We start from the raw sequence: 22,791 nt of genomic DNA, 5'->3' as shown, positions 1-22,791 counted from the left end.
CAATGACAGCAAAAGTATTAAAAAGAAAACTTGCTCTTAGAATAAAGAGAAAAGCAAGAGTAAGAGGTAAAATTTCAGGTATAGCTGCTTGCCCAAGAGTGTCTATTTTTAAATCAAATAGAACGATTTATGTCCAAGCTATTGACGATGTTACTGCTACAACACTAGTTGCTAGTGATGGTAGAAAACTTGGTATAAAGGCAAATAAAGACGGTGCTGTAGCTCTTGCAAAAGACTTTGCTAAGAAGCTAAAAGATAAGGGTATAAGTGAAGCAAAATTTGATAGAAATGGCTATCTATATCACGGCGTAGTTGCTGCATTTGCTGATGCTCTAAGAGAAAATGGCATCAAGCTATAACCCAAAGGAAGATCAATGCAAAAGTATAATAGAGAAGAATTTGAAGAAGTAATGGTCGATATCGGCAGGGTTACAAAGGTTGTTAAGGGTGGTCGTAGATTTAGATTTACAGCTCTTGTTGTAGTTGGTAACAGGAATGGTCTTGTAGGCTTTGGCTATGGCAAGGCAAAAGAGGTTCCAGATGCTATGAGAAAAGCGGTAGATGATGCATTTAAAAATATCATCGAAGTTAAGCTAAAAGGCTCAACTATACCTCATGATATCGAGGTAAAATATAACGCAAGCCGTATCTTACTTCGCCCAGCTAGCGAAGGTACTGGCGTTATCGCTGGTGGTGGAGCACGCCCTATTTTGGAGCTTGCAGGCATAAAAGATATCCTAACAAAGTCGCTTGGATCAAACAACTCAGCAAATGTTGTTCGTGCTACTATCAAAGCGCTTAGTATGCTAAAAAGCTAAGAGAAAGGAACGAAAATGGCATTAGAAAATTTATCTCCAGCTCTTGGCTCGACACACGAAACTAAGAGATTAGGTCGTGGTCAAGGCAGTGGACAGGGTAAAACAGCAGGTAAGGGTCATAAAGGTCAAAGAGCAAGAAAAGGCTATAATGAGAAGCGTGGTTTTGAGGGCGGACAGCAGCCACTTCAAAGACGCCTTCCAAAAGTAGGCTTTACTTCAAAATTTGAAAGACCTTATGTTATCAATGTAGAGAAGATCACGGCTGTAAAGGATCTTGCTGAGATTACGATAGCAAGCATTGCTAGCGTTCACAAGATCGCAAAAAGTGTTACAAAGATCAAGCTTATCGGTGCGAGCGCAAAAGCTCTTGCTCCAAAGGTAAAAGATAGCAACATTAGCGTTACCGGACAAAAATAATGGATAAAAATTTGCTCAACAAAATTCTCATTACGTTGGCATTTTTATTCGCATACAGGATACTGGCTTATGTGCCAGTTCCGGGCGTTAATGTTGATGTGATTAAAGAATTTTTCAACTCAAACAGCAACAACGCTTTAGGTTTGTTTAATATGTTCAGTGGCAATGCCGCTGAGCGTTTAAGTATCATCTCGCTTGGCATTATGCCTTATATCACATCATCGATCATTATGGAGCTTTTAGCTGCTACCTTCCCAAATTTGGGCAAGATGAAAAAAGAGCGTGACGGCATGCAAAAATATATGCAAATCATCCGCTACTTAACTATAGTGATCACGGTAGTACAGGCTATAGGCGTTAGCATAGGACTACAAAGTCTTGGTGGTAGAGGCGGCGAGCAGGCGATTATGATTGATCTAAATTTATTCATTGCTATTGCTGCAGTTTCGATGCTTGCAGGTACGATGCTACTTATGTGGATTGGTGAGCAGATAACTCAGCGCGGTATTGGTAATGGCATCAGCCTTATCATCTTTGCGGGTATCGTTTCTGGTATACCAAGCGCTATTGGCGGTACGATAAATCTTGTAAACACAAGTGAACTAAATTTCTTAGTTGTTATCGGTATCCTAATCGTTATCTTAGCAACTATCGGTTCGATTATATTTGTGGAGATGGGCGAGCGTCGCATACCGATCTCATACTCTCGCAAAGTTGTTATGCAAAACCAAAATAAACGCATTATGAACTACATCCCTATCAAAGTAAATTTAAGTGGCGTTATACCACCTATCTTTGCAAGTGCGATATTGATGTTTCCTAGCACGATTTTGCAAGCTAGCACAAATAAATACATTCAAGCTATATATGACTTTTTAAATCCAAATGGTTATATGTTTAACCTTCTGACTTTTATTTTTATTATTTTCTTTGCGTATTTTTACGCTTCGATAGTCTTTAATACAAAAGACATCAGTGAAAATTTAAAAAGACAGGGTGGATTTATCCCAGGTGTTAGACCTGGTGAGAGCACGGCTGCATATCTAAATGAGGTCGCAAGTCGCTTGACGCTTGGTGGAGCTATTTATCTGGGGCTTATATCGACACTTCCGTGGGTGCTTGTAAAAACGATGGGTGTTCCATTTTACTTTGGCGGAACATCGGTTTTGATCGTAGTTTCAGTTGCGCTTGATACTATGAGGCGTATTGAGGCTCAGATGTACATGAATAAATACCAAACCCTAAGCGCGGTTGGCCTATAATAATTTTAGCTGGCAAGCTATGCTTGTTAGCTAAAATCTCTTTTTAACATTCTCAAACTAAAATTTTGATATAATTTCCCAAAAAGATTAGGAAAATTTATGGCAATCTCTCTTAAACAACCATCAGAAATTCAAAAAATGCGTGCTGCAAATAAAATTGTCGCAAGGACTTTGGATTATATTCAAGGCGTTATAAAGCCAGGGATTTCGCTTTTAGATATTGATAAAATTTGTGAAGATATGATAAGATCACAAGGCGCAAAACCAGCTTTTAAAGGGCTTTATGGCTTTCCAAATGCTGCTTGTATAAGTGTTAATGAAGTAGTTATACACGGAATACCTAGCGAGTATAAACTAAAAGAGGGCGATATCGTTAGCGTTGATATAGGTTCAAATTTAGATGGATATTTTGGCGATAGTGCACGCACTTTTGGTGTTGGCAAGATCTCATCTGAAGACGAGGCACTTATCGCGTGTGCAAAAGATGCACTTTATTTTTCGATAGATTTTATAGAGGCTGGCATGCACTTTAAGCAGGTTTGCCATGAGCTTGAAAAATTTATCACAGCTCGTGGTTATGTGCCCTTGCGTGGCTTTTGCGGTCATGGTATCGGTAAGCGCCCACATGAAGAGCCAGAGGTGCCAAACTATCTTGAGGGTACAAATCCAAAGGCTGGACCAAAGATAAAAAATGGCATGACATTTTGTATAGAGCCCATGATATGCCAAAAAGACGGCACCCCTATCATAGGTGCTGATAAGTGGGCAGTTACTAGTAAAGATGGACTAAGGACTAGCCATTATGAGCATTGTATCGCCATAGTAAATAATAGAGCCGAAATTTTAAGTTTAGCAGATTAAAAGCTCAAAAATATAGCAATTTTAAAAATTTTACTATATTTTACATAGAGTAAAAATCAAATTTTCACTAAAACTGATAATTAATATTAATATAAGCAAAAATCGCTAAAATGCCAAAACCATTTTTAATCAAAGGATATAAATGAAAAAGACACTTTTGGCACTTTCTGCAATCGCGACTTTTGCTCTAGCAAGTGGAGAGGTAAATATCTACTCTGCTCGCCATTATGATGCTGACACAAAGCTTTATAAGCTTTTTGAGGAAAAGACAGGCATTAAGGTAAATGCAACTCAAGCAAGGGGCGGCGAGCTGATAAAAAAGCTAGAAACTGAAGGCGATAGCTCACAGGCAGATATTTTTATTACTGCTGATGCTGGAAATTTCCATACAGCTAAAACAAAAGGTGTTTTGCAGTCTGTAAAGTCAGAAACACTAGATAAAATCGTTCCAGAAAACTACCGAGATGATGAGGGATTTTGGTATGCTATCTCAAAAAGAGCTAGGATAATCGTCTATGATAAGCGCGACTTTGATGCAAGCAAGATTAAAAACTATGAGGATTTGGCAAATCCAGAGCTAAAAGGAAAGCTACTTATTAGAAGTGCAACCGCTCCATATAGCAAGTCGCTTTTAGCTGCTTTGTTTGAAGCCAATGGCAAAGATGAGGCGATAAAATGGGCAAAAGGAACACTGCAAAATTTAGCTCGCGAACCAAAAGGTGGCGATAGAGATCAGGCAAAGGCTATTTTGGCTGGAGAGGGAGATGTTGCTGTTATGAATACCTACTATATTGGTCTTTTATTAACATCTCCAAAGGCTGATGATGTTGAGGCGGCAAAGGTTTTAGGTATAATCTTCCCCAATCAAGACAATCGTGGAACACATGTAAATATCAGTGGTATAGGTATGACAAAAGCTGCTAAAAATAAAGAAAATGCTCTAAAATTTATGGAGTTTATGGTTAGCCCTGAAGCACAAAAGATCTTGGCTGGCATAAACTATGAGTATCCTATAAACAAAGAGGTTGAGCCACACGAGATAGTTAAAAATTTTGGCTCATTTAAAGAAGATACTACACCACTTTACAAAAGTGTAAAAAATACCAATGAAGCGGTTAAAATTTATGACATGGTTGGCTGGAAGTAAGTGCGAGCTATGAAATTTGGGGCGATCTTACTCGCCCTACTAGTTCTTGTACCGATACTTAGCATATTTTTTGAGATAGCTCTTGGAGATTATTCGCTTTTATCACATTTTTTTGAATATTTATTTTTAAGATACCTTAAAGATACGGTTATAGTATCTGTCGGTGTTTTGATGCTTAGTTTATTCATAGCTACGATTTCAGCGTGGCTGGTTGCAAACTACCGTTTTACTTTATCAAAATTTTTTGAATATGCCCTTATGTTGCCACTTGCAATCCCTGCATATATTTTTAGCTTTTGTTATGTAGGCATAATGGAGCATGGCGGGTATTTTCATGAAATTTTTGGTGTAAGAGTTGATTTTATGAATGTTTATGGGGCGATCTTTGTCCTGTCGCTTTCTTTGTATCCATATATTTATATGTTCGCAAAAACATCGTTTAAAACACAGTCTCAGACGCTTTTTGACGCCTGTAAAGTGTTTAAAATTTCTGCTTTTGCTATGTTTTATAGGGTTGGAATTTTTGTAGCTCGCCCAGCCATTATTGGCGGTGCGATGCTTGTTTTGATGGAGACTTTAAGTGATTATGGCACCGCTGCATATTATGGCGTGCATACATTTTCTGCTGGTATTTTTAAGCTTTGGTTTGATTTAGGAGATAGCTACTCGGCTGCATTTTTGGCTGGTATGCTCATGGTTTTTGTATTTATTTTAATGATTTTAGAGCACATAAATAAAAATAAAAAGTCATACAGCTTTAATACGCACAATATCTCAAAATTCTCTAAACCCATTAAACTGCGTGGCATAGCTTCAGTGGCTGCATTTTTATGGTGTTTAGCTGTTTTTTGTCTTGCTTTTTTATTTCCATTTATGTGGCTTTTTTATTGGTCTGTTGTAACGGCTGATCAGTTTTCATCAGAGTTTGTAAAAATGGCTACAAATTCTTTGCTTTTGGCGGTTGTGGCTTCAGTTTTAATAACAGCTGTTAGCTTTTTTCTAGTATTTGCCACTAGACTTATAAAAAGTAAAATTTTAAACACATTTTTACTTAAATCAACCTCTCTGGGCTATGCTTTGCCAGGTGCTAGTGTTGGACTTTGTGTGATGATTGTCTTTGGTTATTTTGATAGAAATTTTTCTACAACTTTTCTTGCAAGCGGCTTTGCAGTTCTTGTCTTTGGTTATATTGTAAGGTTTTTGGCTACCTCTGTTTATGCTGTTGAAAGCGGATATGCTAAGATACCAGCAACCATAGATGATGCGACGATAATGATTGACAAGCGCCCTTCAATGCTATTTTTTGGTATTCATTTTCCACTCTTGCGACACTTTTTCTCACTCTCGCTTATCGTAGTTTTTATCGATATAATTAAAGAGCTACCACTTACTCTTATCTTGCGCCCACTTGGTTTTGAAACACTTAGTATTAGGGCATTTTTTTATGCATCTGATGAGAGACTTTATGCTGCTGCGATGCCATCTTTTATCATTGTTTCACTATCGCTTGTGGCTGTTGTTTGGCTTGAGATAATTTCTAGGAAAAAGTATGAATGAAATTTTAAAAATCAAAAATTTAAGCAAAAATTTTGGCAAAAAACAGGTGCTAAATGGCATAAATCTGCAGCTAAAAAATAGTGAAATTTTAACTATTTTAGGCGAAAGTGGGTGTGGCAAAAGCACACTTTTGCGTATCATAGCCGGGCTTGAAAGCAAAGATGGCGGTGAAATTTCACTTCTACAAAACTATGGTGTCGCGATGATGTTTCAAAACTATGCTCTTTTTCCGCATCTAAATGTGCGTGAAAATATCGAGTTTGCTCTACATAAAATGGGCAAAAATGAGCGCAAAGCTCGTGTTGATGAACTTTTAGAAAAGTTTAAAATAGCTGAAATTTCAAAAAACTCATGTGATAAAATTTCAGGCGGACAGGCTCAAAGAGTAGCGTTTGCAAGAGCAGTGGCAAACAAAGAGCGATTACTTTTGCTTGATGAGCCGTTTGCAAATTTAGACCACAACTTACGATCAGCACTTCGATCTGAGCTTAAACAGATGATAAAAGAGAGCGAAATCTCAGCGATAATGGTAACACACGATAAAGAAGATGCCTTTGTACTTAGTGATAGTATAGCGCTTATAAAAAGTGGCGAAATTTTAGCCATCGATACGCCAAAAAATTTATATCTAAACCCAAGTAGCCTTGAAGTAGGGCGGTTTTTGGGGGATATGAACTTTATTGATCATGGTAGTTTAGATGGGCTTGATGATAGATTCATGGCTTGGCTTAAAAATAAAAATTTTATGTTTCGTCCAGAGCAAATTTTATCTGGTGGTAAATATAAGGCACAGGTTCTAAGCTCAACATTTTTTGGTTCATTTTATGAGCTTGATTTAAAATTTCATAAACTAAGCTTTAAAGCCAAAATTAGCTCAAATATAAAAATCGATGATATTTTTGAGTTTGACCTGGCTTAAATGAGTTATCATTTGCAAAGAAATTTGAGCTAAAATTAGCTCAAATTTCATCTATGCCTCTAAGATAGCTCCATTGCTAGCATTTGTAACTAGCTTTTGATACTGGCGTAGCCATTTTGAGCTTAAGTTCTTATCTATCGGTTTAAACTCAGCCTTTCTAGAAGCTATTTCGCTCTCATTTAATAGCACATTTATGGAGTATTCATCGACATCTATTTCGATTATATCGCCATCACGCAACAACCCTATCATGCCGCCCTCAGCAGCTTCTGGACTTACATGACCGATACTAAGTCCGCGTGTCGCACCGCTAAAACGCCCATCTGTGATAAGCGCCACATCAGCACCCAAGCCTCTTCCCATTATGAGTGAAGTAGGGCTTAACATCTCTTGCATGCCAGGGCCTCCGCGTGGGCCTTCATAGCGGATGACTACAACATCGCCTTTGCCGACCTTCCCGCTTGAAATTCCAGCTATGGCTTCATCTTGGCTATTAAAACAAACTGCCTTGCCCCTAAATTTACGCTCACCAACGATACCAGCAGTCTTTATAACGCAACCTTGTTCGGCTAAGTTGCCAAACAGTATGGCAAGCCCGCCGACTTTTGAGTAGGCGTTTTCTATCTTATGGATAACTTGTTCATCTTTTATATCGCTTGCTCCTACGCGCTCGCCCAGACTTTCGCCGCTAACGGTTAGGTTATCAAGTGCCAGCATTCCATTATCTCTGCGTGAAATCTCTTTTATCACGGCATTCATACCGCCAGCCCTGCCGATATCTTCCATATGGACATTTGGCAAAGATGGGCTGATTTTAGCTATGTGAGCTATGTTTTGGCTGATCTTATTAAGCTCTGAAATTTGCAAGTTCACTCCAGCCTCTCTTGCGATGGCAAGCATATGAAGCACGGTATTTGAGCTTCCGCCCATCGCCATATCGACCACAAGTGCGTTTCGAACGGCTTTTTCATTTAGGATATTTTTGATTTTAAATCGCTCATCAAGCGCTATCTCACAAATTCTTCTGCCTGCGCGGCGCACAAGCTCTTCACGCTCAGGCGTAAGCGCTAGTATCGTTCCATTGCCACTTAGTGCTATACCCATGGCTTCACATAGCGTATTCATCGAGTTTGCAGTAAACATACCAGAGCAAGAACCGCCACTTGGACAGGCGTTACACTCTATATCTTTTAGCTCTTCAGCTGTAATCTCATTTGTTTCAAATTTACCCACCGCCTCAAACGCAGTAGCCAAATCTATCGGCTCGCCCTTTTTCGTATAGCCCTTTTTCATCGGACCGCCACTAACAAAAACTGTCGGTACATTTACTCTAAGCGCACCCATAACCATGCCAGGCACGATCTTATCGCAGTTTGGCATGCAAACAAGCGCATCAAGCTGGTGTGCGTTCATCACCGTTTCTATCGAATTTGCGATGATCTCGCGACTTGGCAAAGAGTAAAGCATGCCACTATGACCCATCGCGATACCATCATCTACACCGATACAGTTAAACTCAAATGGCACACAGCCATTTTTTCGTATCTCATCTTTTAAAATTTCAGAATATTTATTTAAGAAAAAATGTCCCGGGATTATCTCTATAAAGCTATTTGCCACGCCGATAAATGGCTTGTTAAAATCATCATCTTTTAGCCCAGTTGCCCGAAGTAGTGAGCGGTGCGGGGCACGAGTGTAGCCATTTTTGATTAGATCACTTCTCATAGTTGTTTCCTTATTAAATTTTGTGTATTTTAGCGAAGTTTTGTGAGAATTTGAAACAACAAAATAAATATTTTTAAATTTTTATACAAAATTTGTTTCAAATAGTAGCCAATAATACAAAATCAAGGCTTTGCTCAAAATATAAAAAACAAAAAATCTTTATTTTTGTTACTATTTTTCACAAAGCCAGCTTTTGTTAAGCGTTTTTATTATCCTTGTTATTTTGATCGTTTTTTCGAATTTTGTTTAAAAAATCTCTTGCTACACTGTAAGCTCTGTCGCCTATCTTCTTGGCTTCTTGCTTAATGTCAAGCTGTTTCATCTCATCAAGCTTTTCGCTAGCCTTTTTCTCAAAACCTTCTATCTTTTCATCTAAATTTATATTTTTTGTTCGCTCGTTTAGCTCATTTTTTAACTTCTCAAATTTTTCGCTAGTGCTACTTAAAAATTCATTCACAGTCGCATTTTCTTTAATATCTTCAAGCTTTTGCACTAGCTCTTCGGCTGCTTGTTCGCTTATACGTCTTAGTTTTGCGACATTTGAGTCTAAACTCTCATCAAGTAAGTGCTCGATAGCGCTTCTGCTAGGGTCATTTGTCTGCGCGCCAACATCTTTTATCATCTGTATAAATTTATCTTCAATATCCCTAAGATCTCTAACGATCTTAGCAAGACCTGCCTCGGTTGGGGTAAATTTTGCATTACTTTTAAGATTTTCAAGTGTACGCAAAATTCCCTCTCTTGTACCCTCGATAGCGCCACAAACTAGCTCTTTTGCAAAAATTTTACTCTCATTTGCAACTTCAATCGCACCAGACACGATAGCTTTTGCTATCTCAATTATGCGCCCACTGCTTAGCTCTCCTTCATTTATTGCGTTATAGCTTATATTCTTTGCGATTTGCATAGCCGTCTCTTTTATGTCGCCACCGCTTTCTATAGTGGTTAAAAAAGCACTTTGCACGCTTTCATTAAGTATCCCAAACATCCTTGTTTCACGCATTATCGCACTATTGAGTAAAAGTAAAATTTCATCTTTTCGCTCAATATCGTTTGCGTTTACCAACTCTTCTGCTGCCTCAAATGAAGCTTTTAAAGTCTGCTTTATCTCTGTGCGTTTGTTGGCAATCTTTTTTAACATCTCATCAGCTTGTGCGATAAGTGAAAAAAGCTCACTCTCTTTTTGGCTAATCAGCCTTGCATTTATCTCGCTCATCGCATCTTGTAAATCTTGCATTTTATCCAAATTTTCTGCTTTAAGCTCGGCAAAAAGCTCTAACATCTTTGTATTTATGGCAGATTTTAACTCATCATCTTTTAATGTTTCAAGACCACCAAAAAGTTCGTTTACGCGTTTTTTAAGTTCCATTTTTTACCTCACAATACAAATTTTGCACTCTTTTTTAATGCTGAAAACAGCTCCAATCTTTCACGCTCATTAAATACATGTACGACAACGCTATGGCTTGCATATTTTTTGTCTTTACTAAAATTTGAAAACTCGATTTTGTGTTGCCTGCTGTCATCTATTAATCCACTAACCAACGCATTTATATCTACATGTGCTTCGACTATGACTTTGTATTCCCACATTACTGGGTAGTCTATGTGTGCTTTTTGGTTATTTAGATCGCATATACTCGCCACTTTTGCCTCCACTTTTTGTCTCTAAGACAATGTTTGAAATTTCCATGCTTTTATCTATCGCTTTTATCATGTCATAAATCGTCAAAAGCCCCACACTAACGCCAGTAAGCGCTTCCATTTCAACGCCAGTTTTGCCTTTTATTTTCACACTTACAAAAAGCTTAAAAGCAAAATTTTCTGGCTGCTCTTGGATGTCGCAGTCAACACCTAATATATTTAAAGGATGGCACATCGGTATTAGCTTGCTCGTCTTTTTTGCCCCCATAATGGCAGCTACTACGGCAGTTTGTAGGACTGGGCCTTTTTTACTAGTGCTATTTTTTACCGCCTCAAATGCCTCTTTGCTCATTGTGATAATACCACTTGCGGTTGCTACTCGTAAAGTGTCATCTTTTGGGCTTACATCAACCATTTTTGGACAATTTTTTTCATCTATGTGTGTTAGCATTTTTTACCTTAATCAAATTTTTTAAGATTATAACAAAATAAGTTAAATTTTTCTTGTCGGCAAAGATTAATATTATTTTAAATTATTAAATGAGAGAGATTTGCAAAAAATTTTTCTAAGCCGATTAAATCGACTCAAAATACAAAAATCGAATAATTTTTGTATGTTATTATTTATTAAAACAAAATTTACTGCAAGATTGTATAATTTCAGTGTCCAACAAGAAAAACCTCCTTTTTGTAATAAGCCTCTTTCCCCCAAAGAGGCTTACTTTAAGTTCATATATTTTTACAGTATCATAGCTCCTATAGTAGCACCAATCATCAGTGGAATGTTAAAAAATACAAATGTCGGCACGCAAGTGTCGTAAATGTGGCTGTGGTTGCCATCGGCATTTAGTCCAGATGTTGGGCCAAGGGTGCTATCACTTGCTGGACTTCCAGCGTCCCCAAGTGCTGCCGCTACGCCTATAAGTAGTATGATAGCAGGCGTGCTAAGCCCAAGAGCTAGGCTAAATGGCACATAGATAGAGGCGATGACTGGTATCGTGCCAAAACTAGAGCCGATACCCATCGTGATGAGTAGTCCGATGAGTAACATTAGTAAAATTCCGCCAAGTTTGCCACCGCTTAGCGCACTTGCAAAGCTCACTAGTTCGTCTATGCCACCACTCTCTCTTAGCACCGCGCCAAAGCCAGCCGCCACAAGCATGATAAACGCGATAAATGCCATCATCGCAAGCCCTGAGCTCATGATCTCATCTACTTTGTTATACTCAATGCCTTTAAAGACTATCATTGTAACAAGTCCGCAAAGTGCACCAAGTGGCATAGATGAGGTGTAAATTTGAACACCAAATGCCACCACTGCACCAGCTAGCACAGCCCACTCTTTCGCACTCATGCTAGCATTTAGACTATCACTCACTATCTCACTATCACTGCCAATATACTCACGCTTTTTGCTGTAAAAGATGATAGCTAGCATAAGACCAGCAAGCATAGACGCACCACCTATCCACATCACGCTTGCCACATCGCTTACGCTCACCGTGACACCGTTGTTTCCAAGCTCGCGCATCAAAATCGTATGAAAGATAAGACCAAAGCCCACGCCAAGCGAGACATAAGGCGCTTTAAGTCCAAATGTCAGCGCGCACGCGACTGCTCGGCGGTCGAGTTTTAGCTTGTTAAACAGTGGCAAAAGTGGCGGGATGAGAACGGGGATGAAGGCGATGTGAACGGGGATTAAATTCTGTGACAAGCACGCGATGGCAGCGATACTTAGCACTAGATAGGTTGCCTTTTTGCTCATGACATTGCTTATAGCTCGGATCAAAATAGCGGTCAAATTTGTCCTTGCGATCGCCGAGGCTAGCGCACCTAGCAAGATGTAGCTAAGGGCGGTTTCGAGGTTGCCTTTCATGCCGGTTATGAGGGTGTTTGTCGTGTCTATCATACTCGCGCCACTCACTAGCCCAGCGGTGAGCGCTGAGATGAGGATGGCAAGGAGGATGTTAAAACGAAGCAAACAAAGCACGGTCATAACTAGGATGCTGATTACAACGGGGTTTGTTAGCATTGATTATCCTTTTGGTTTTTTTGAGATTATACACAAAAAAACTTTGATAAAGTTTGTTTTATAAATATTTTTTAAATTAAGTGTAGTAAGTGTTGCGTTTTGAAATGTTTTTTGATTTTATTTTTATCAATTATCGTTTTGGGGCAAAAACCAAAATTTACACTCATCAAAAATGAGTAAAATTTACACCTTTTTATAAACTGCTGAGGTGCTGGTTAAAATGTCATGCAAATTTAGCCTGTCTTTACGAAAAAAGCATATCAGTAATCCTACCACACTAAAGCCTGCCAAAACAAAGCAGATGTAGCGAAAAATGGCGTGAATGAGTGAAATTTTGCGTCCAGTTTTTAGATTTATGAGATAAATTTGCTGTGCTTTATAGCCCGGTGTTTGAGCCTTGAGCGTAAAAAATAACGCACAAATCACGCCAAAAAGCGCTTGACAAACCCCGATGGTAAGCTGTGAATGCAAAAACTCGTCCTTGCCATCAAGAACGACATAGGTTGCGATGTATAAAATCGGCATCATAATGATAAACATATCTATCACAAATGCCTTTATACGGCTTGTTATAGGGGCGATGATAGCCTTTTGCTTTTGTGCTTTTTCAATCATTTTTTGCCTTTTTTATAAATTTAATCGTGCCAAATTTGCCGTGCTTTTTCTAGTTTTATCATAAAATTTAGCCAAAAATATGCTTTAAAAATCTCTTTTTTACCTTTTAAAATTTTAGCTCAAATTTTTTATCAAGTTAAAGTTTGGCTTAAATTTACCATCCAGCTTATATTGCCAATAACATACTTTTTACGGATATAAATTTTATGCCAAATTTGTTGTGCGTTTTAAAAACTAACCGCTTTTTACCGCACAAGCTAAAATTCAGCCTTTTTTGTTAAAAAGCTAAATATAAGTCTAATTTCCACGACTTCCGGGCTTTACAGCCACGCTTCCGTTTTTGCAAAGCGGACAGGACTCTGGCTCATAAATCTCAAACTCAAAATTTCCTAACGCAAAAAGTGGCTTGTCAAACGGCAGTTTGCACTCGGCTTTTCTATCACTTGGGATATTTGAAAGTGAGCAAAAGCCACGATTTGCCAGTGCTGCAAAGCCCGCGACCATCCCGCCAAGCTCCTCGATGATCTTCGCACTCTCAAGTGCTGAGCCACCAGTCGTGATGATGTCCTCACAGATGATAAAACGCTCACCTTCTCTTACTTCAAAATCACGCCTAAGGCTCATCACCCTCTCAACTCGCTCAGTAAAAATGAAGCGTTTTTTAGCCGCACGAGCCAGTTCATACCCCGCCAAAACTCCCCCAAGTGCAGGCGAGCAGACGCTATCATACTCCACGCCACTCCTTGCTATCACGCTTGAGAGCTCATCGGCCAAACGCCCCGCAAGCTCTGGGTTTTCCAAAACCTTTGCACTTTGCAAATAAAACTGCGAATGCTTGCCACTGCTAAGCAAAAAATGTCCCTGTAAATACGCCCCAGCGTCCCTGTAAATCTGCTCTATATTCATCTATGCCCCCTTAAAATTTATGCAATTTTAGCGAATTTGGGCTTAATCGCCAGTTAGCAATATTCGTGTTGTGGCTTTGATTTTACTTATATAGTCGCCTTTAAACGCTGTAAAAAGAGTAAAAATTTCATTTTTAGAATAATATAAAAACATTATAATATATTTGATATTGTTTTTAAAAAAATTGATAAGATTAAGATAACAACAAAAGTAAGGTTTTGTTTTTTGTGTGGTTTAAAATATAAAAACAAGCAAATTATAAAAACCTAGCCAAGAAAAATCTTGGCTAGGCTATCTTAAAATCGGATATATTAAATGGTTATACTTTTAAAAGCTCTGCCTCTTTTTCTTTTACGATTGTATCGATTTTAGAGGTGTAGGTGTCGGTGATCTTTTGTACTTCATCTTGACCTTTTTTGCTCTCATCTTCGCTTATAGCCTTGTCTTTTTCGAGTTTTTTGATCTCATCGTTTGCGTCTTTTCGGATATTGCGAATGCTGACCTTTGCCTTTTCACCAAAAGCCTTTGCGTGTTTAGCGTTTTCTTGGCGCTGCTCTATCGTCATCGGCGGAAAAAATAGCTTTACAGCTTCGCCGTCTGAGTTCGGATTGACCCCTATGTTTGCAGCTTGGATAGCTGAGCTGATGACCTTTATCATGGGTTTTTCCCATGGAGTGATAGTGATAGTTGAAGCGTCTGTGGCAATAACCGTTGCTACTTGATTTAGCGGAGTTTGCGAACCATAATAATCAACATAGACATTATCAACGATATTTATATTTACTTTGCCTGTGCGAAGTGTTGTAAAGTCGCGTTTTAAACCCTCCAAACACTTTTCGCTATGCTCTTTTTGTTTTGTGTAAATTTCATTCAACATTATTTATATCCTTTACTAGAATTTTTGTGCTTACTTTTTTGCCAACTTTTAGGGAGATCCTGACTTTATACTTATCAAGTGGATTTTTAAATTTATAATAAAATGTGTTATCCTTTATAGTTACAGGCATGTAGCTTTTCATGCCAGAAACAAAGAATTTTCCTTTGGTTGTGTTTATGTCATCGTGAATTTGTATACTTAACTCGTCAATGACATTGTTCTTAGGATAGCTTTTTGGGAAAAACCATGTTGCATCAAGGTACTCATCAGCAAAAGCTACGCGCATGTCTGTGTCATTTTTTAAAGGTGTTCTATTTAGGTCAAATACACTGCTTTTAGTAGAAACCGCGCCCGTATTTTGATTTAGCAGCGCTTCAAAGCCAAATTTCTTGGCTGTAGCGATAACCCTATCATCGTATTCGCCGTAGGGATAGGCTAGATACTTTGGTTTTCTGCCCATGTATTTTTCAAAAATTTTTACACCATCAGCAAAGTCTTGAGTAAGTTTTTCTACATTTAAGCCAACCATATGCGGATGAGCGTATGAGTGATACTCAACTTCACCGCCAAGACTTTCAACCTCTTTTATCTGATCAAATGTCATATAGTCGCTGTATTTTCTAGCGCTTGCTTCAACATAGACAAAAAGTGTAAAATCAAAACCATACTCTCTAAACACCTCTAGTCCATCTGTATAAAAGCTTTTAAAGCCATCATCTATAACTAAAACCACCCAGTTTTCTGGCACAGTTTCTTTATTTTGTAGAGTTTTTACTAACTTAGATAGTGCAACAACTTCATATCCATTCTCTTTTATGTAGTCAAACTGCTTGCGTAAAATTTCAGTAGAAATGTTTGCACTCGCATGATTTGGCTCGTTAAAACGGTGATACACAAAGATGTGCGCATCACCAAATAAATATGTAAAACCCAGAAAAAATAGTACTAAAAGTCGTTTCATTTGCTCTGAGGAGCTGCTGGCGCTGCTGGCGCCGAAGGAGTTTGCGCGCCTTGTGGGACTATGCTTTCTATATTTATGCTATCAACTAGCGACTTTTTCATATCTTTATTGTAGAAATATCCGAGTGCAACGGTATTTAGGATAAATAAAACTCCTACAAAAAATGTAAATTTTGCTAAAAAACCAGCTGGACCTTTTGCACCAAATAGGCTTTCGTTGCTCCCGCTGTATGCTCCAAGACCAATGCTTGAGCTTTTTTGAAGCAAGACTGTGATAGTGATGATTATGGCTAGGACAAACTGCAAAATTAAAAATAATAAACTCACGAAAATTCCTTTAAAATTTTAATCGGTCGTGATTATACAAAAAAAGTGCTAAAATTTGGTTAAATTTGCTTTTCTATCTCGTAAAGTTCGTAGCGAATTTCTTTAAAAAGTGCTGAGAATTCAGTATTTATAAGCTTAAAACACTCTTCTAAAACTCTGGCACTCTCTTGTGATCTTTTAAAATTTGCTGTTAAAATTTCACTTAAATTCTGACGCCTCATCTCGCTTTGCGTGCTTTGTTTTAGCACATCTTCACTAGCGTTACGAAATTTTATAAACTCATCTTGTGGTATCTTTGCTTTGTGGCGTAAATTTTTTATTTTTATGGCAAGGGCTTTGTCATTAAAGCCATATCTTTTAATGTCTTCAACGACTCTAAGCCCCTCTTTTAAACGGTTTAAGTTCGCGTCTATTACTCTATAGACGCGCTCATTTTCACTCATCTCTACCAAAAATGCCTAAAATTTGAAGCAGTGAAGTGAAAAGGTTTACAAAGTCAAGGTATAAAGCTACTGCACCTTCAACTGGAGTTTCGTAGTTTCCACGAATGATATTTTGTGTATCATAAAGGATATATGCACTAAAAAGTATCGCTGCTACGCTTGAGATAACAAGTTGCATAATTGGGCTGTGCATAAAGATATTTATAATGCTAGCTACGATAACAACGATAAGAGCGATAAAAAGCATTTTACCCATTGTAGTAAAGTCGCGTTTTGTATTCATAGCAAAAATGCTAAGTCCGCCAAATGCCACTGCTGTTAGTGTAAATGCTTGAGCTACAATGCTTGCACCACTTGGCATAGATAATATCGCAGAAAGAAGTGGAGTTAATGTAAGACCACTAATAAATGTAAAAGCAAACAAAAGCACTAAATTTAGCCCAGCTTTACGCTTAGCCGCCATAAGTCCAAAAAGTAGTGCAAGCTCAACTATTACAAGACCCCAAAACATAAATTTATTTTGTGCAAAGAAGCCAGATAGTGAGTAAATCCCTATATACGCACCCGCGCTCGCAGCAACTAGTGAAGCTGCAAAAAGCTGATAAGTTTGCTTTATAAACGCACTAAGAGAACTTTGCTGATAGCTTTGTTCAACGCTTTCTTGTTGTGAGCTATAATTTCTATTGTATAAACTCATTTTTTCTCCTTTTTAATTTTCTTGCAAATTTAACGAAAAAAAGGTAAATGTGAGATGAAAATTTGCTTAAAAAGACCAAAACTATTCTTAATAAATAAAATTTTGTTATAATATTATGGTTTTAAATTTGGAGGGTAGATGAGTTTATTTTTTCATGGTGCGATAGATTTTATGGAAAATGGCTTTTTAGAGCATAAAGAGCTTTTTGAAAGCTTAGAAAATAACCAAGAGCCAAGCGTGCTTTTTGTATCGTGTGCAGACTCTCGTGTGGTGCCAAATTTGATCACAAATACTTTACCTGGAGAACTTTTTACAGTAAGAAATATCGCAAATATTGTTCCACCGTACAGAGTTAGTGATGAGTTTTTAGCAACAACATCAGCTATCGAGTATGCGTTAAATGTTATTGGCGTAAAGACAGTTATTGTTTGTGGGCACAGTAATTGCGGTGGATGTGCAGCACTTTATGCAGATGAAAAAAAGCTAAAAAACGCACCAAATGTTAGGCGATGGGTGAAGCTAATGGAGCCTATAAAAAATGAGGTTTTAAAATTTTCTAAAGATCCAGCCAAAGTTGCGTGGCTGACCGAGCGACTAAATGTGATAAATTCTCTTGAAAATTTACTAACCTACCCAGGCGTGAGCGAGCGTTATGAACGAGGCGAGATAGAGCTTTATGGGTGGCATTATATCATACAAACGGGCGAGATTTTTAGCTATGATCTAAAAACTGAGAGCTTTAAGCTTTTGGGTTCGGAGTGAATATGAGAAAAATTTTTACTACATTTTTAGTTTTTTTCATAGCTTTAAATTTATATGCAAACACCCAAAATGAGCCATCAAATGAAGGAAATAAAAGTAAAGAGCTAGAGATCTTAAATATCATAGATGCTATACAAACGCTAAATTCACAGCTTAAAATTCTATCCACTCAAGACGATGCAAACAATACAAAAGCTGGCGAAAATATAGCACTTTTAAACACTCAAAAACAAAAACTACTTGAGGTTATACCAGCTGCTATAACAAAGATAAAGATAAAAGATGGAGATAGGCAGAAATTTTATAAGCAAAAAGAGCAACTTCAAAAATCAGTTACTCGCTATGAAAAATCAGGAAACAAGCATGCCTACACTGACTCCGCTATTGCTTTAGAGAAAATTTTAATTAACGAGACATTTGTTAGTGCTATACTTAAGGTTCAAGATGGTTTTAAAAGAGGCATAAGTGCAAAAGATGTAAAGTTTGCTATATCTGAGGCTCTTATCGAGCTTAGTGCGGGATCTTACGCTCGCACAAGGGCTTTAAAAGATGGCGTAGAGGCTGGGAAATTTGATGAGAAGCTCAGTGAGCTTGATATGTTGCGCCAGACATATGAGGAAATTTTAAACTATCTAAAAGATAATGCAGAGCTTTTATCCTCAAGCAAACTGCTTTCTGGACTAAATTTGCAAGTTGCCATTGACTACATTGATGAAAAGACAGAGTTTAGTTTATTTGGCGTGAGTGCAGGAAAGCTTGCTATCATCATTTTTGTGCTCATATTTTTTGTCTCTTTGACTAGAATTTTAGCACTTTTAACCTACAAACTAGCACTTTCGCTCTTTTCTAAAAATGTCCATGCTGAAGACATGAAAGATCAGATAGTAAATATCATCAAAAGACCTATCTCATCGCTACTTATAGCTTATGCGCTAAATGTCTGTGCTAGCATTATCTATCATCCAGCTCCAATCCCTATAAACATAACAAATATATTTATAATCATCTACACGCTGCTTTTTGCGTGGCTGGTTCTAACTATCCTAAATGGATATGGGCTTTTGCTAATTAGTGAGCTTACGAAAAAAACGGGGCGCAAAGAGGTTGTAAATTTAATACTAAAGATCATTTATTTCATTGTGATCGTTATAGCGATCCTTGCTGTGCTTTCTCATATGGGCTTTGATATCTCAGCCATCATAGCTTCGCTTGGTATAGGTGGTTTGGCTGTTGCATTTGCGGCAAAGGATATTATCGCAAATTTTTTCGCTTCAGTTATGTTGCTTTTTGACAACTCTTTTTCTCAAGGAGATTGGATAGTATGTGGCAAAATAGAAGGAACGATAGTTGAGATAGGACTTAGAAATACATCTATAAGAAGCTTTGATAACTCGCTTATATTTGTTCCAAATTCAAAACTAGCAAGTGAAGCCATAGTAAACTGGTCAAGGCGTAGGGTAGGCAGACAGATAAAAATGATAGTTGGAGTTACATACAACTCAACACCAGAGCAAATCGTAAAGTGTATAAATGATATTGAAACCATGCTTTTAGAGCATCCCGGCATATCAAAGCCAGAAAATGGCGGTAGCTTTAGAAGCGAAAACGCAAGATATAAATTTAGACAAAGTATTGTAAGTATAGACGATCTTGCTGGCTACAAGAGCAACCTTTTTGTCAAGCTTGACAAGTTAAATGATAGTTCAATTGATATTTTGATATACTGCTTTTCAAAGACAACGGTTTGGGGCGAATTTTTAGATGTAAAGCAAGATGTTATATTAAAAATAATGCACATAATTAAGGCAAATAATCTAAATTTCGCGTTTCCTAGTCAAAGCCTTTATGTTGAAAGTGGTGATGAGAGTAAAATTTTACCAGAAACAAAAAAAGAAAAAGATCTAATCTAAGGAGAAAAATATGAGTGGTTATGATGATGACTTTGAACTTGATGAAGAGTTTATAGATGATGAGGACGATAGGTCTAATGGCTATAACTATAACTACGATGAAAACGACTATGAGTACGATGACGGCGATAGTGATGAAGATAGTTATGATGGGTATTAATGACTAAATTTCAAATCGAGATCACTGATGAAAAGATAAAGTCTCTTACTAATCTTTACGACTTTGTCCTAGGGATTCTTTTTGTCTTTCATGCAGTGAGCTTGTCGCTTTTTGTTATCGCTAAGACTTACGCTTGTGCCGGTGTAGTTATGGCACTATTTGTAGGCACTGCTTATGTCAAAAATAATGTAAAAAATCAAGATCTCATCTCGCTTTGGATGCATATTAGCATTACTAGTGTAAGTGTCATGGCGACTATTATATTAGGCTTTGATAGTGGTTTTTATGTGCTTGTTATGGCGCTTATTTTTATTAGTTGTACTATCGGTAATAAGCTAATATCTTATATTTTGATATTTATTGAGATTGCCATAGTTTTAGTGTTGTATTTTTTCTTTCAAGAGGGTACTTTACCGCGAGATAACTGGCTTATCAAGCTTTCACATGGAATTTGCTATGTCACTGCATTTTTTATGGTATTTCGTGTAATTTTGTTTGTAAATTCTTTAATCCAAGATAGGTTTAAAAAGATACAAGATGAAAAAGATGAGATCGTAAAAAGCTCGATGTATGACCACCTTACTGGGCTTTTAAATAGGCGAAGCATAGAAGAAATTTTTGAAAAAAAACTAAAACATGCAAAAAATACAAACTCAGTAGTCTTGCTCGGTGATATTGATAATTTCAAGATGATAAATGACATTTATGGGCACATATGGGGCGATAAGATCCTTAAAAATGTAGCCGATGCCCTTAAGGGTACTTTTAGAAAAGATGACATAGTTTGTCGCTGGGGTGGGGAAGAATTTTTGATTATTTTGCCAGAAGTTAAGGTGGATTTTATAGGTGCACTATCAGAAAGGCTATTAAAAAATATAAACTCCATTATGCTTCCAAGCGGTGTGCCAGCGACCATGACTTTTGGTATGGTTGTTTATCTTAGGGGCATAACAGATGAGTTTAACATAGTGGTTCAAAGGGCAGATGCACTGCTTTATAATGGCAAAAAGGCTGGCAAGGATCGTGTAGAGATGGAGATAGTAAAATGATAAAATATCTTTACATGAAATTTGCTGGCAACATGCATATGACATTAAAGCTTCTGGTTGTGGCTGCGCTTTTTATGCATATTGGTTATTTGGTTATATTTGCATTAATGGGGGCTGAAAAGCTCGTGGTGACAAATATCTTTTCAGTTATCACTTATATTTTGCTTGTTGTGATAGTCTTTGAAGATAGTCAAAATTTAAAGATAGCCATTACTATTTTTCAGTTTGAAGTCTTGTTTCACGCAGTTATTTGCATGTTAGTTCTTGGATATGGCTTTGGTTTTGAGCTGTTATTTTTTGCTATGCTTGTAAATTTACTACTAATAACAAATAGCCACAGTAAGCTTACATATTTTGCGCTTATGGCTACTGTGTCGATGTTTGTTGTGCTATTTTGGATGCTTTTTGACAAGCGTGTAGATACTGGCTTTTGGTCGCATTTTTTATTTACTTATAACTTCATTTTGGTCGCATTTGTCTTTGTTTTAATGACTGATTTGCTTGAGGTTTCAAATTCATTTGAGTTACTAAATGTAAAAAAACAAAGAAGCGCCATAAAAGATGCAGCAAATAAAGACCCGCTAACAGGGCTTTTAAATCGCAAATCGCTTGATATATTTGTTCAAGATTATTTACACAATGATGTAAATTTTGCCGTGATTATAGGTGATATCGATAACTTTAAAATGATAAATGATACTTATGGACACAATGCCGGAGATGATGCTTTGGTGCGGATAGCAAGCGTGTTTAAGAGCGTTTTTCGTCACAACGACTTTGTTTGTCGCTGGGGCGGAGAGGAATTTCTTATCATTATCTATGATGTTGAGCCAAGCATTGCACTTGAAACGATGAATAGAGCTAAAAGCTTGATCACACAAACTCCATTAAATTTTGAAGATAAAAAAATAGAGCTAACACTAACTTACGGCATGGTGACACACATTAAAGGAAGTGATATCGATATAGAACAGATGATAAAAAAGGCAGATGATCTACTTTATAAAGGTAAGAAGAGCGGTAAAAACCGCATAGTTACATCGTAAATTTAGGGCATAAGCCCTAAATTTGGTTTATTTGTGAAGTTCGTTTATATAAAACTCAACTGAGCCCATACCCTCTTTTTTTGCCCACTCGTAAGCTTGTGAGACAAATTCCCAGTTTATGTTCTCGTAGAAAGCTTCAAGGTATTTTGGGCGAGCATTAAAGTTATCTATATAATAAGCATGCTCCCAAACATCAACTACAAGAAGCGGAACAAGGTTCTCATTTACTGGAGTTACGGCATTTGAAGTTTGAACGATACGAAGCTTTTTGCTAGCAGTGTCAAAAACTAGCCATGCCCAGCCAGAGCCAAATAGCGTAGTTGCAGCTTTGATAAACTCATCTTTAAAGTCAGCAAAATTTTCAGCCAATGCAGCTTTTAGCTCAGCGCTCGGCTCGCTTTTTTTAGCGATACAGTCCCAGTAAAAGTCGTGATTATACACTTGTGCTGCGTTGTTGTAAAGTCCGCCACTTGACTTTAGTAAAATCTCATACAAGCCCTTGCCTGCAAACTCTCCCTCTTTTGTGAGGTTGTTTAGGTTATTTACATAAGTTGCATGGTGTTTTCCGTGGTGGTACTCACAGGTTTGTGCGCTTACTACGGCGTTTGTATTTGGGTCAAATGGAAGTTCTCTTAGTTTAAACATCTTATCTCCTTT

Annotated in this window: 26 protein-coding genes; 13 read left to right on the top strand and 13 right to left on the bottom strand. The window is 37.5% G+C overall.

The window, feature by feature from the left end:
* Window positions 1-2: 2 nt before the first annotated feature.
* The 8 genes from rplR to LQV35_RS05420 all read left to right on the top strand — a co-directional run bounded on the left by rplR (window position 3) and on the right by LQV35_RS05420 (window position 6,981).
* Entirely contained in the window at window positions 3-359 is a 357-nt protein-coding gene (gene rplR, locus LQV35_RS05455) for a 50S ribosomal protein L18 (RefSeq protein ID WP_230056866.1), read from the top strand.
* 15 nt (window positions 360-374) lie between these two features.
* The gene (rpsE, locus tag LQV35_RS05450) at window positions 375-818 is read left to right on the top strand and encodes a 30S ribosomal protein S5 (RefSeq protein WP_230056865.1); all 444 of its coding nucleotides are present in this window, start codon (window positions 375-377) and stop codon (window positions 816-818) included.
* Between the two features lie 15 nt (window positions 819-833).
* A complete protein-coding gene (rplO, locus tag LQV35_RS05445) occupies window positions 834-1,235 on the top strand; it encodes a 50S ribosomal protein L15 (RefSeq protein ID WP_230056864.1) in 402 nt (133 codons plus the stop codon).
* Window positions 1,235-2,497: a preprotein translocase subunit SecY gene (secY, locus tag LQV35_RS05440; RefSeq protein WP_230056863.1), complete on the top strand. Its 1,263-nt coding sequence runs from the start codon at window positions 1,235-1,237 to the stop codon at window positions 2,495-2,497. The genes rplO and secY overlap by 1 nt, the downstream gene beginning before the upstream one ends.
* Window positions 2,498-2,596: 99 nt before the next feature.
* The gene (gene map / locus LQV35_RS05435; protein WP_230056862.1) at window positions 2,597-3,358 is read left to right on the top strand and encodes a type I methionyl aminopeptidase; all 762 of its coding nucleotides are present in this window, start codon (window positions 2,597-2,599) and stop codon (window positions 3,356-3,358) included.
* Between the two features lie 142 nt (window positions 3,359-3,500).
* Window positions 3,501-4,505, top strand: coding sequence for a Fe(3+) ABC transporter substrate-binding protein (locus LQV35_RS05430; protein WP_230056861.1), 1,005 nt, complete (start codon window positions 3,501-3,503; stop codon window positions 4,503-4,505).
* 9 nt (window positions 4,506-4,514) lie between these two features.
* A complete protein-coding gene (locus tag LQV35_RS05425) occupies window positions 4,515-6,062 on the top strand; it encodes an ABC transporter permease (RefSeq protein WP_230056860.1) in 1,548 nt (515 codons plus the stop codon).
* Window positions 6,055-6,981, top strand: coding sequence for an ABC transporter ATP-binding protein (locus LQV35_RS05420; RefSeq protein WP_230056859.1), 927 nt, complete (start codon window positions 6,055-6,057; stop codon window positions 6,979-6,981). Before LQV35_RS05425 ends, LQV35_RS05420 begins: the two co-directional genes overlap by 8 nt.
* Before the next feature lie 51 nt (window positions 6,982-7,032).
* On the opposite strand, the gene ilvD is transcribed toward LQV35_RS05420, so the two are convergent.
* The 12 genes from ilvD to LQV35_RS05360 form a co-directional block, all read right to left on the bottom strand.
* Window positions 7,033-8,706: a dihydroxy-acid dehydratase gene (ilvD, locus tag LQV35_RS05415; RefSeq protein WP_230056858.1), complete on the bottom strand. Its 1,674-nt coding sequence runs from the start codon at window positions 8,704-8,706 to the stop codon at window positions 7,033-7,035.
* Between the two features lie 196 nt (window positions 8,707-8,902).
* Complete coding sequence (locus LQV35_RS05410; RefSeq protein WP_230056857.1) at window positions 8,903-10,075, bottom strand: hypothetical protein; 1,173 nt, start codon at window positions 10,073-10,075, stop codon at window positions 8,903-8,905.
* A gap of 8 nt (window positions 10,076-10,083) precedes the next feature.
* Window positions 10,084-10,353, bottom strand: a complete 270-nt coding sequence (locus LQV35_RS05405) for an HP0495 family protein (RefSeq protein WP_230056856.1) — start codon at window positions 10,351-10,353, stop codon at window positions 10,084-10,086.
* The gene (moaC, locus tag LQV35_RS05400; protein WP_230056855.1) at window positions 10,328-10,801 is read right to left on the bottom strand and encodes a cyclic pyranopterin monophosphate synthase MoaC; all 474 of its coding nucleotides are present in this window, start codon (window positions 10,799-10,801) and stop codon (window positions 10,328-10,330) included. Before moaC ends, LQV35_RS05405 begins: the two co-directional genes overlap by 26 nt.
* Window positions 10,802-11,089: 288 nt before the next feature.
* Window positions 11,090-12,382: a Na+/H+ antiporter NhaC family protein gene (locus tag LQV35_RS05395; RefSeq protein ID WP_230056854.1), complete on the bottom strand. Its 1,293-nt coding sequence runs from the start codon at window positions 12,380-12,382 to the stop codon at window positions 11,090-11,092.
* A gap of 183 nt (window positions 12,383-12,565) precedes the next feature.
* The gene (locus LQV35_RS05390) at window positions 12,566-12,997 is read right to left on the bottom strand and encodes an RDD family protein (RefSeq protein ID WP_230056853.1); all 432 of its coding nucleotides are present in this window, start codon (window positions 12,995-12,997) and stop codon (window positions 12,566-12,568) included.
* A 297-nt stretch (window positions 12,998-13,294) separates the two neighbouring features.
* Complete coding sequence (pyrE, locus tag LQV35_RS05385) at window positions 13,295-13,903, bottom strand: orotate phosphoribosyltransferase (protein ID WP_230056852.1); 609 nt, start codon at window positions 13,901-13,903, stop codon at window positions 13,295-13,297.
* Window positions 13,904-14,222: 319 nt separating this feature from the next.
* The gene (gene frr, locus LQV35_RS05380) at window positions 14,223-14,780 is read right to left on the bottom strand and encodes a ribosome recycling factor (protein ID WP_230056851.1); all 558 of its coding nucleotides are present in this window, start codon (window positions 14,778-14,780) and stop codon (window positions 14,223-14,225) included.
* The gene (locus LQV35_RS05375) at window positions 14,770-15,741 is read right to left on the bottom strand and encodes a polysaccharide deacetylase family protein (RefSeq protein ID WP_230056850.1); all 972 of its coding nucleotides are present in this window, start codon (window positions 15,739-15,741) and stop codon (window positions 14,770-14,772) included. Before LQV35_RS05375 ends, frr begins: the two co-directional genes overlap by 11 nt.
* The gene (gene secG / locus LQV35_RS05370; protein ID WP_230056849.1) at window positions 15,738-16,067 is read right to left on the bottom strand and encodes a preprotein translocase subunit SecG; all 330 of its coding nucleotides are present in this window, start codon (window positions 16,065-16,067) and stop codon (window positions 15,738-15,740) included. The genes LQV35_RS05375 and secG overlap by 4 nt, the downstream gene beginning before the upstream one ends.
* 59 nt (window positions 16,068-16,126) lie before the next feature.
* Window positions 16,127-16,510 carry a thiamine-phosphate pyrophosphorylase gene (locus LQV35_RS05365; protein WP_230056848.1) on the bottom strand — a complete coding sequence of 128 codons (384 nt, stop codon included), beginning with the start codon at window positions 16,508-16,510 and terminating at the stop codon, window positions 16,127-16,129.
* Window positions 16,503-17,207, bottom strand: coding sequence for a Bax inhibitor-1/YccA family protein (locus LQV35_RS05360; RefSeq protein WP_230056847.1), 705 nt, complete (start codon window positions 17,205-17,207; stop codon window positions 16,503-16,505). Before LQV35_RS05360 ends, LQV35_RS05365 begins: the two co-directional genes overlap by 8 nt.
* Window positions 17,208-17,345: 138 nt before the next feature.
* Between LQV35_RS05360 and LQV35_RS05355 the strand changes: the two genes are divergently transcribed.
* Genes LQV35_RS05355 through LQV35_RS05335 form a run of 5 tightly spaced genes read left to right on the top strand, consistent with a single transcriptional unit; the run spans window position 17,346 to window position 22,134 of the window.
* Complete coding sequence (locus LQV35_RS05355) at window positions 17,346-17,969, top strand: carbonic anhydrase (RefSeq protein WP_230056846.1); 624 nt, start codon at window positions 17,346-17,348, stop codon at window positions 17,967-17,969.
* A gap of 2 nt (window positions 17,970-17,971) precedes the next feature.
* Window positions 17,972-19,879 (top strand): mechanosensitive ion channel family protein, encoded by a 1,908-nt coding sequence (locus LQV35_RS05350; protein ID WP_230056845.1) that lies wholly within the window; start codon window positions 17,972-17,974, stop codon window positions 19,877-19,879.
* A 10-nt stretch (window positions 19,880-19,889) separates the two neighbouring features.
* Window positions 19,890-20,039 (top strand): hypothetical protein, encoded by a 150-nt coding sequence (locus tag LQV35_RS05345; protein ID WP_230056844.1) that lies wholly within the window; start codon window positions 19,890-19,892, stop codon window positions 20,037-20,039.
* On the top strand, window positions 20,039-21,088 hold the full coding sequence (locus LQV35_RS05340; RefSeq protein WP_230056843.1) for a GGDEF domain-containing protein: 1,050 nt from the start codon (window positions 20,039-20,041) through the stop codon (window positions 21,086-21,088). Before LQV35_RS05345 ends, LQV35_RS05340 begins: the two co-directional genes overlap by 1 nt.
* Window positions 21,085-22,134 (top strand): GGDEF domain-containing protein, encoded by a 1,050-nt coding sequence (locus tag LQV35_RS05335; protein ID WP_230056842.1) that lies wholly within the window; start codon window positions 21,085-21,087, stop codon window positions 22,132-22,134. The genes LQV35_RS05340 and LQV35_RS05335 overlap by 4 nt, the downstream gene beginning before the upstream one ends.
* Window positions 22,135-22,161: 27 nt before the next feature.
* Here the strand turns inward: LQV35_RS05335 and sodB are convergent, their stop codons facing one another.
* Window positions 22,162-22,779, bottom strand: coding sequence for a superoxide dismutase (gene sodB, locus LQV35_RS05330; protein ID WP_230056841.1), 618 nt, complete (start codon window positions 22,777-22,779; stop codon window positions 22,162-22,164).
* Between the last annotated feature and the right edge of the window lie 12 nt (window positions 22,780-22,791).

This window comes from Campylobacter suis (genome assembly GCF_905120475.1).
Taxonomy (GTDB): domain Bacteria; phylum Campylobacterota; class Campylobacteria; order Campylobacterales; family Campylobacteraceae; genus Campylobacter_A; species Campylobacter_A suis.
This window is presented reverse-complemented; position numbering and strand designations above follow the sequence as displayed.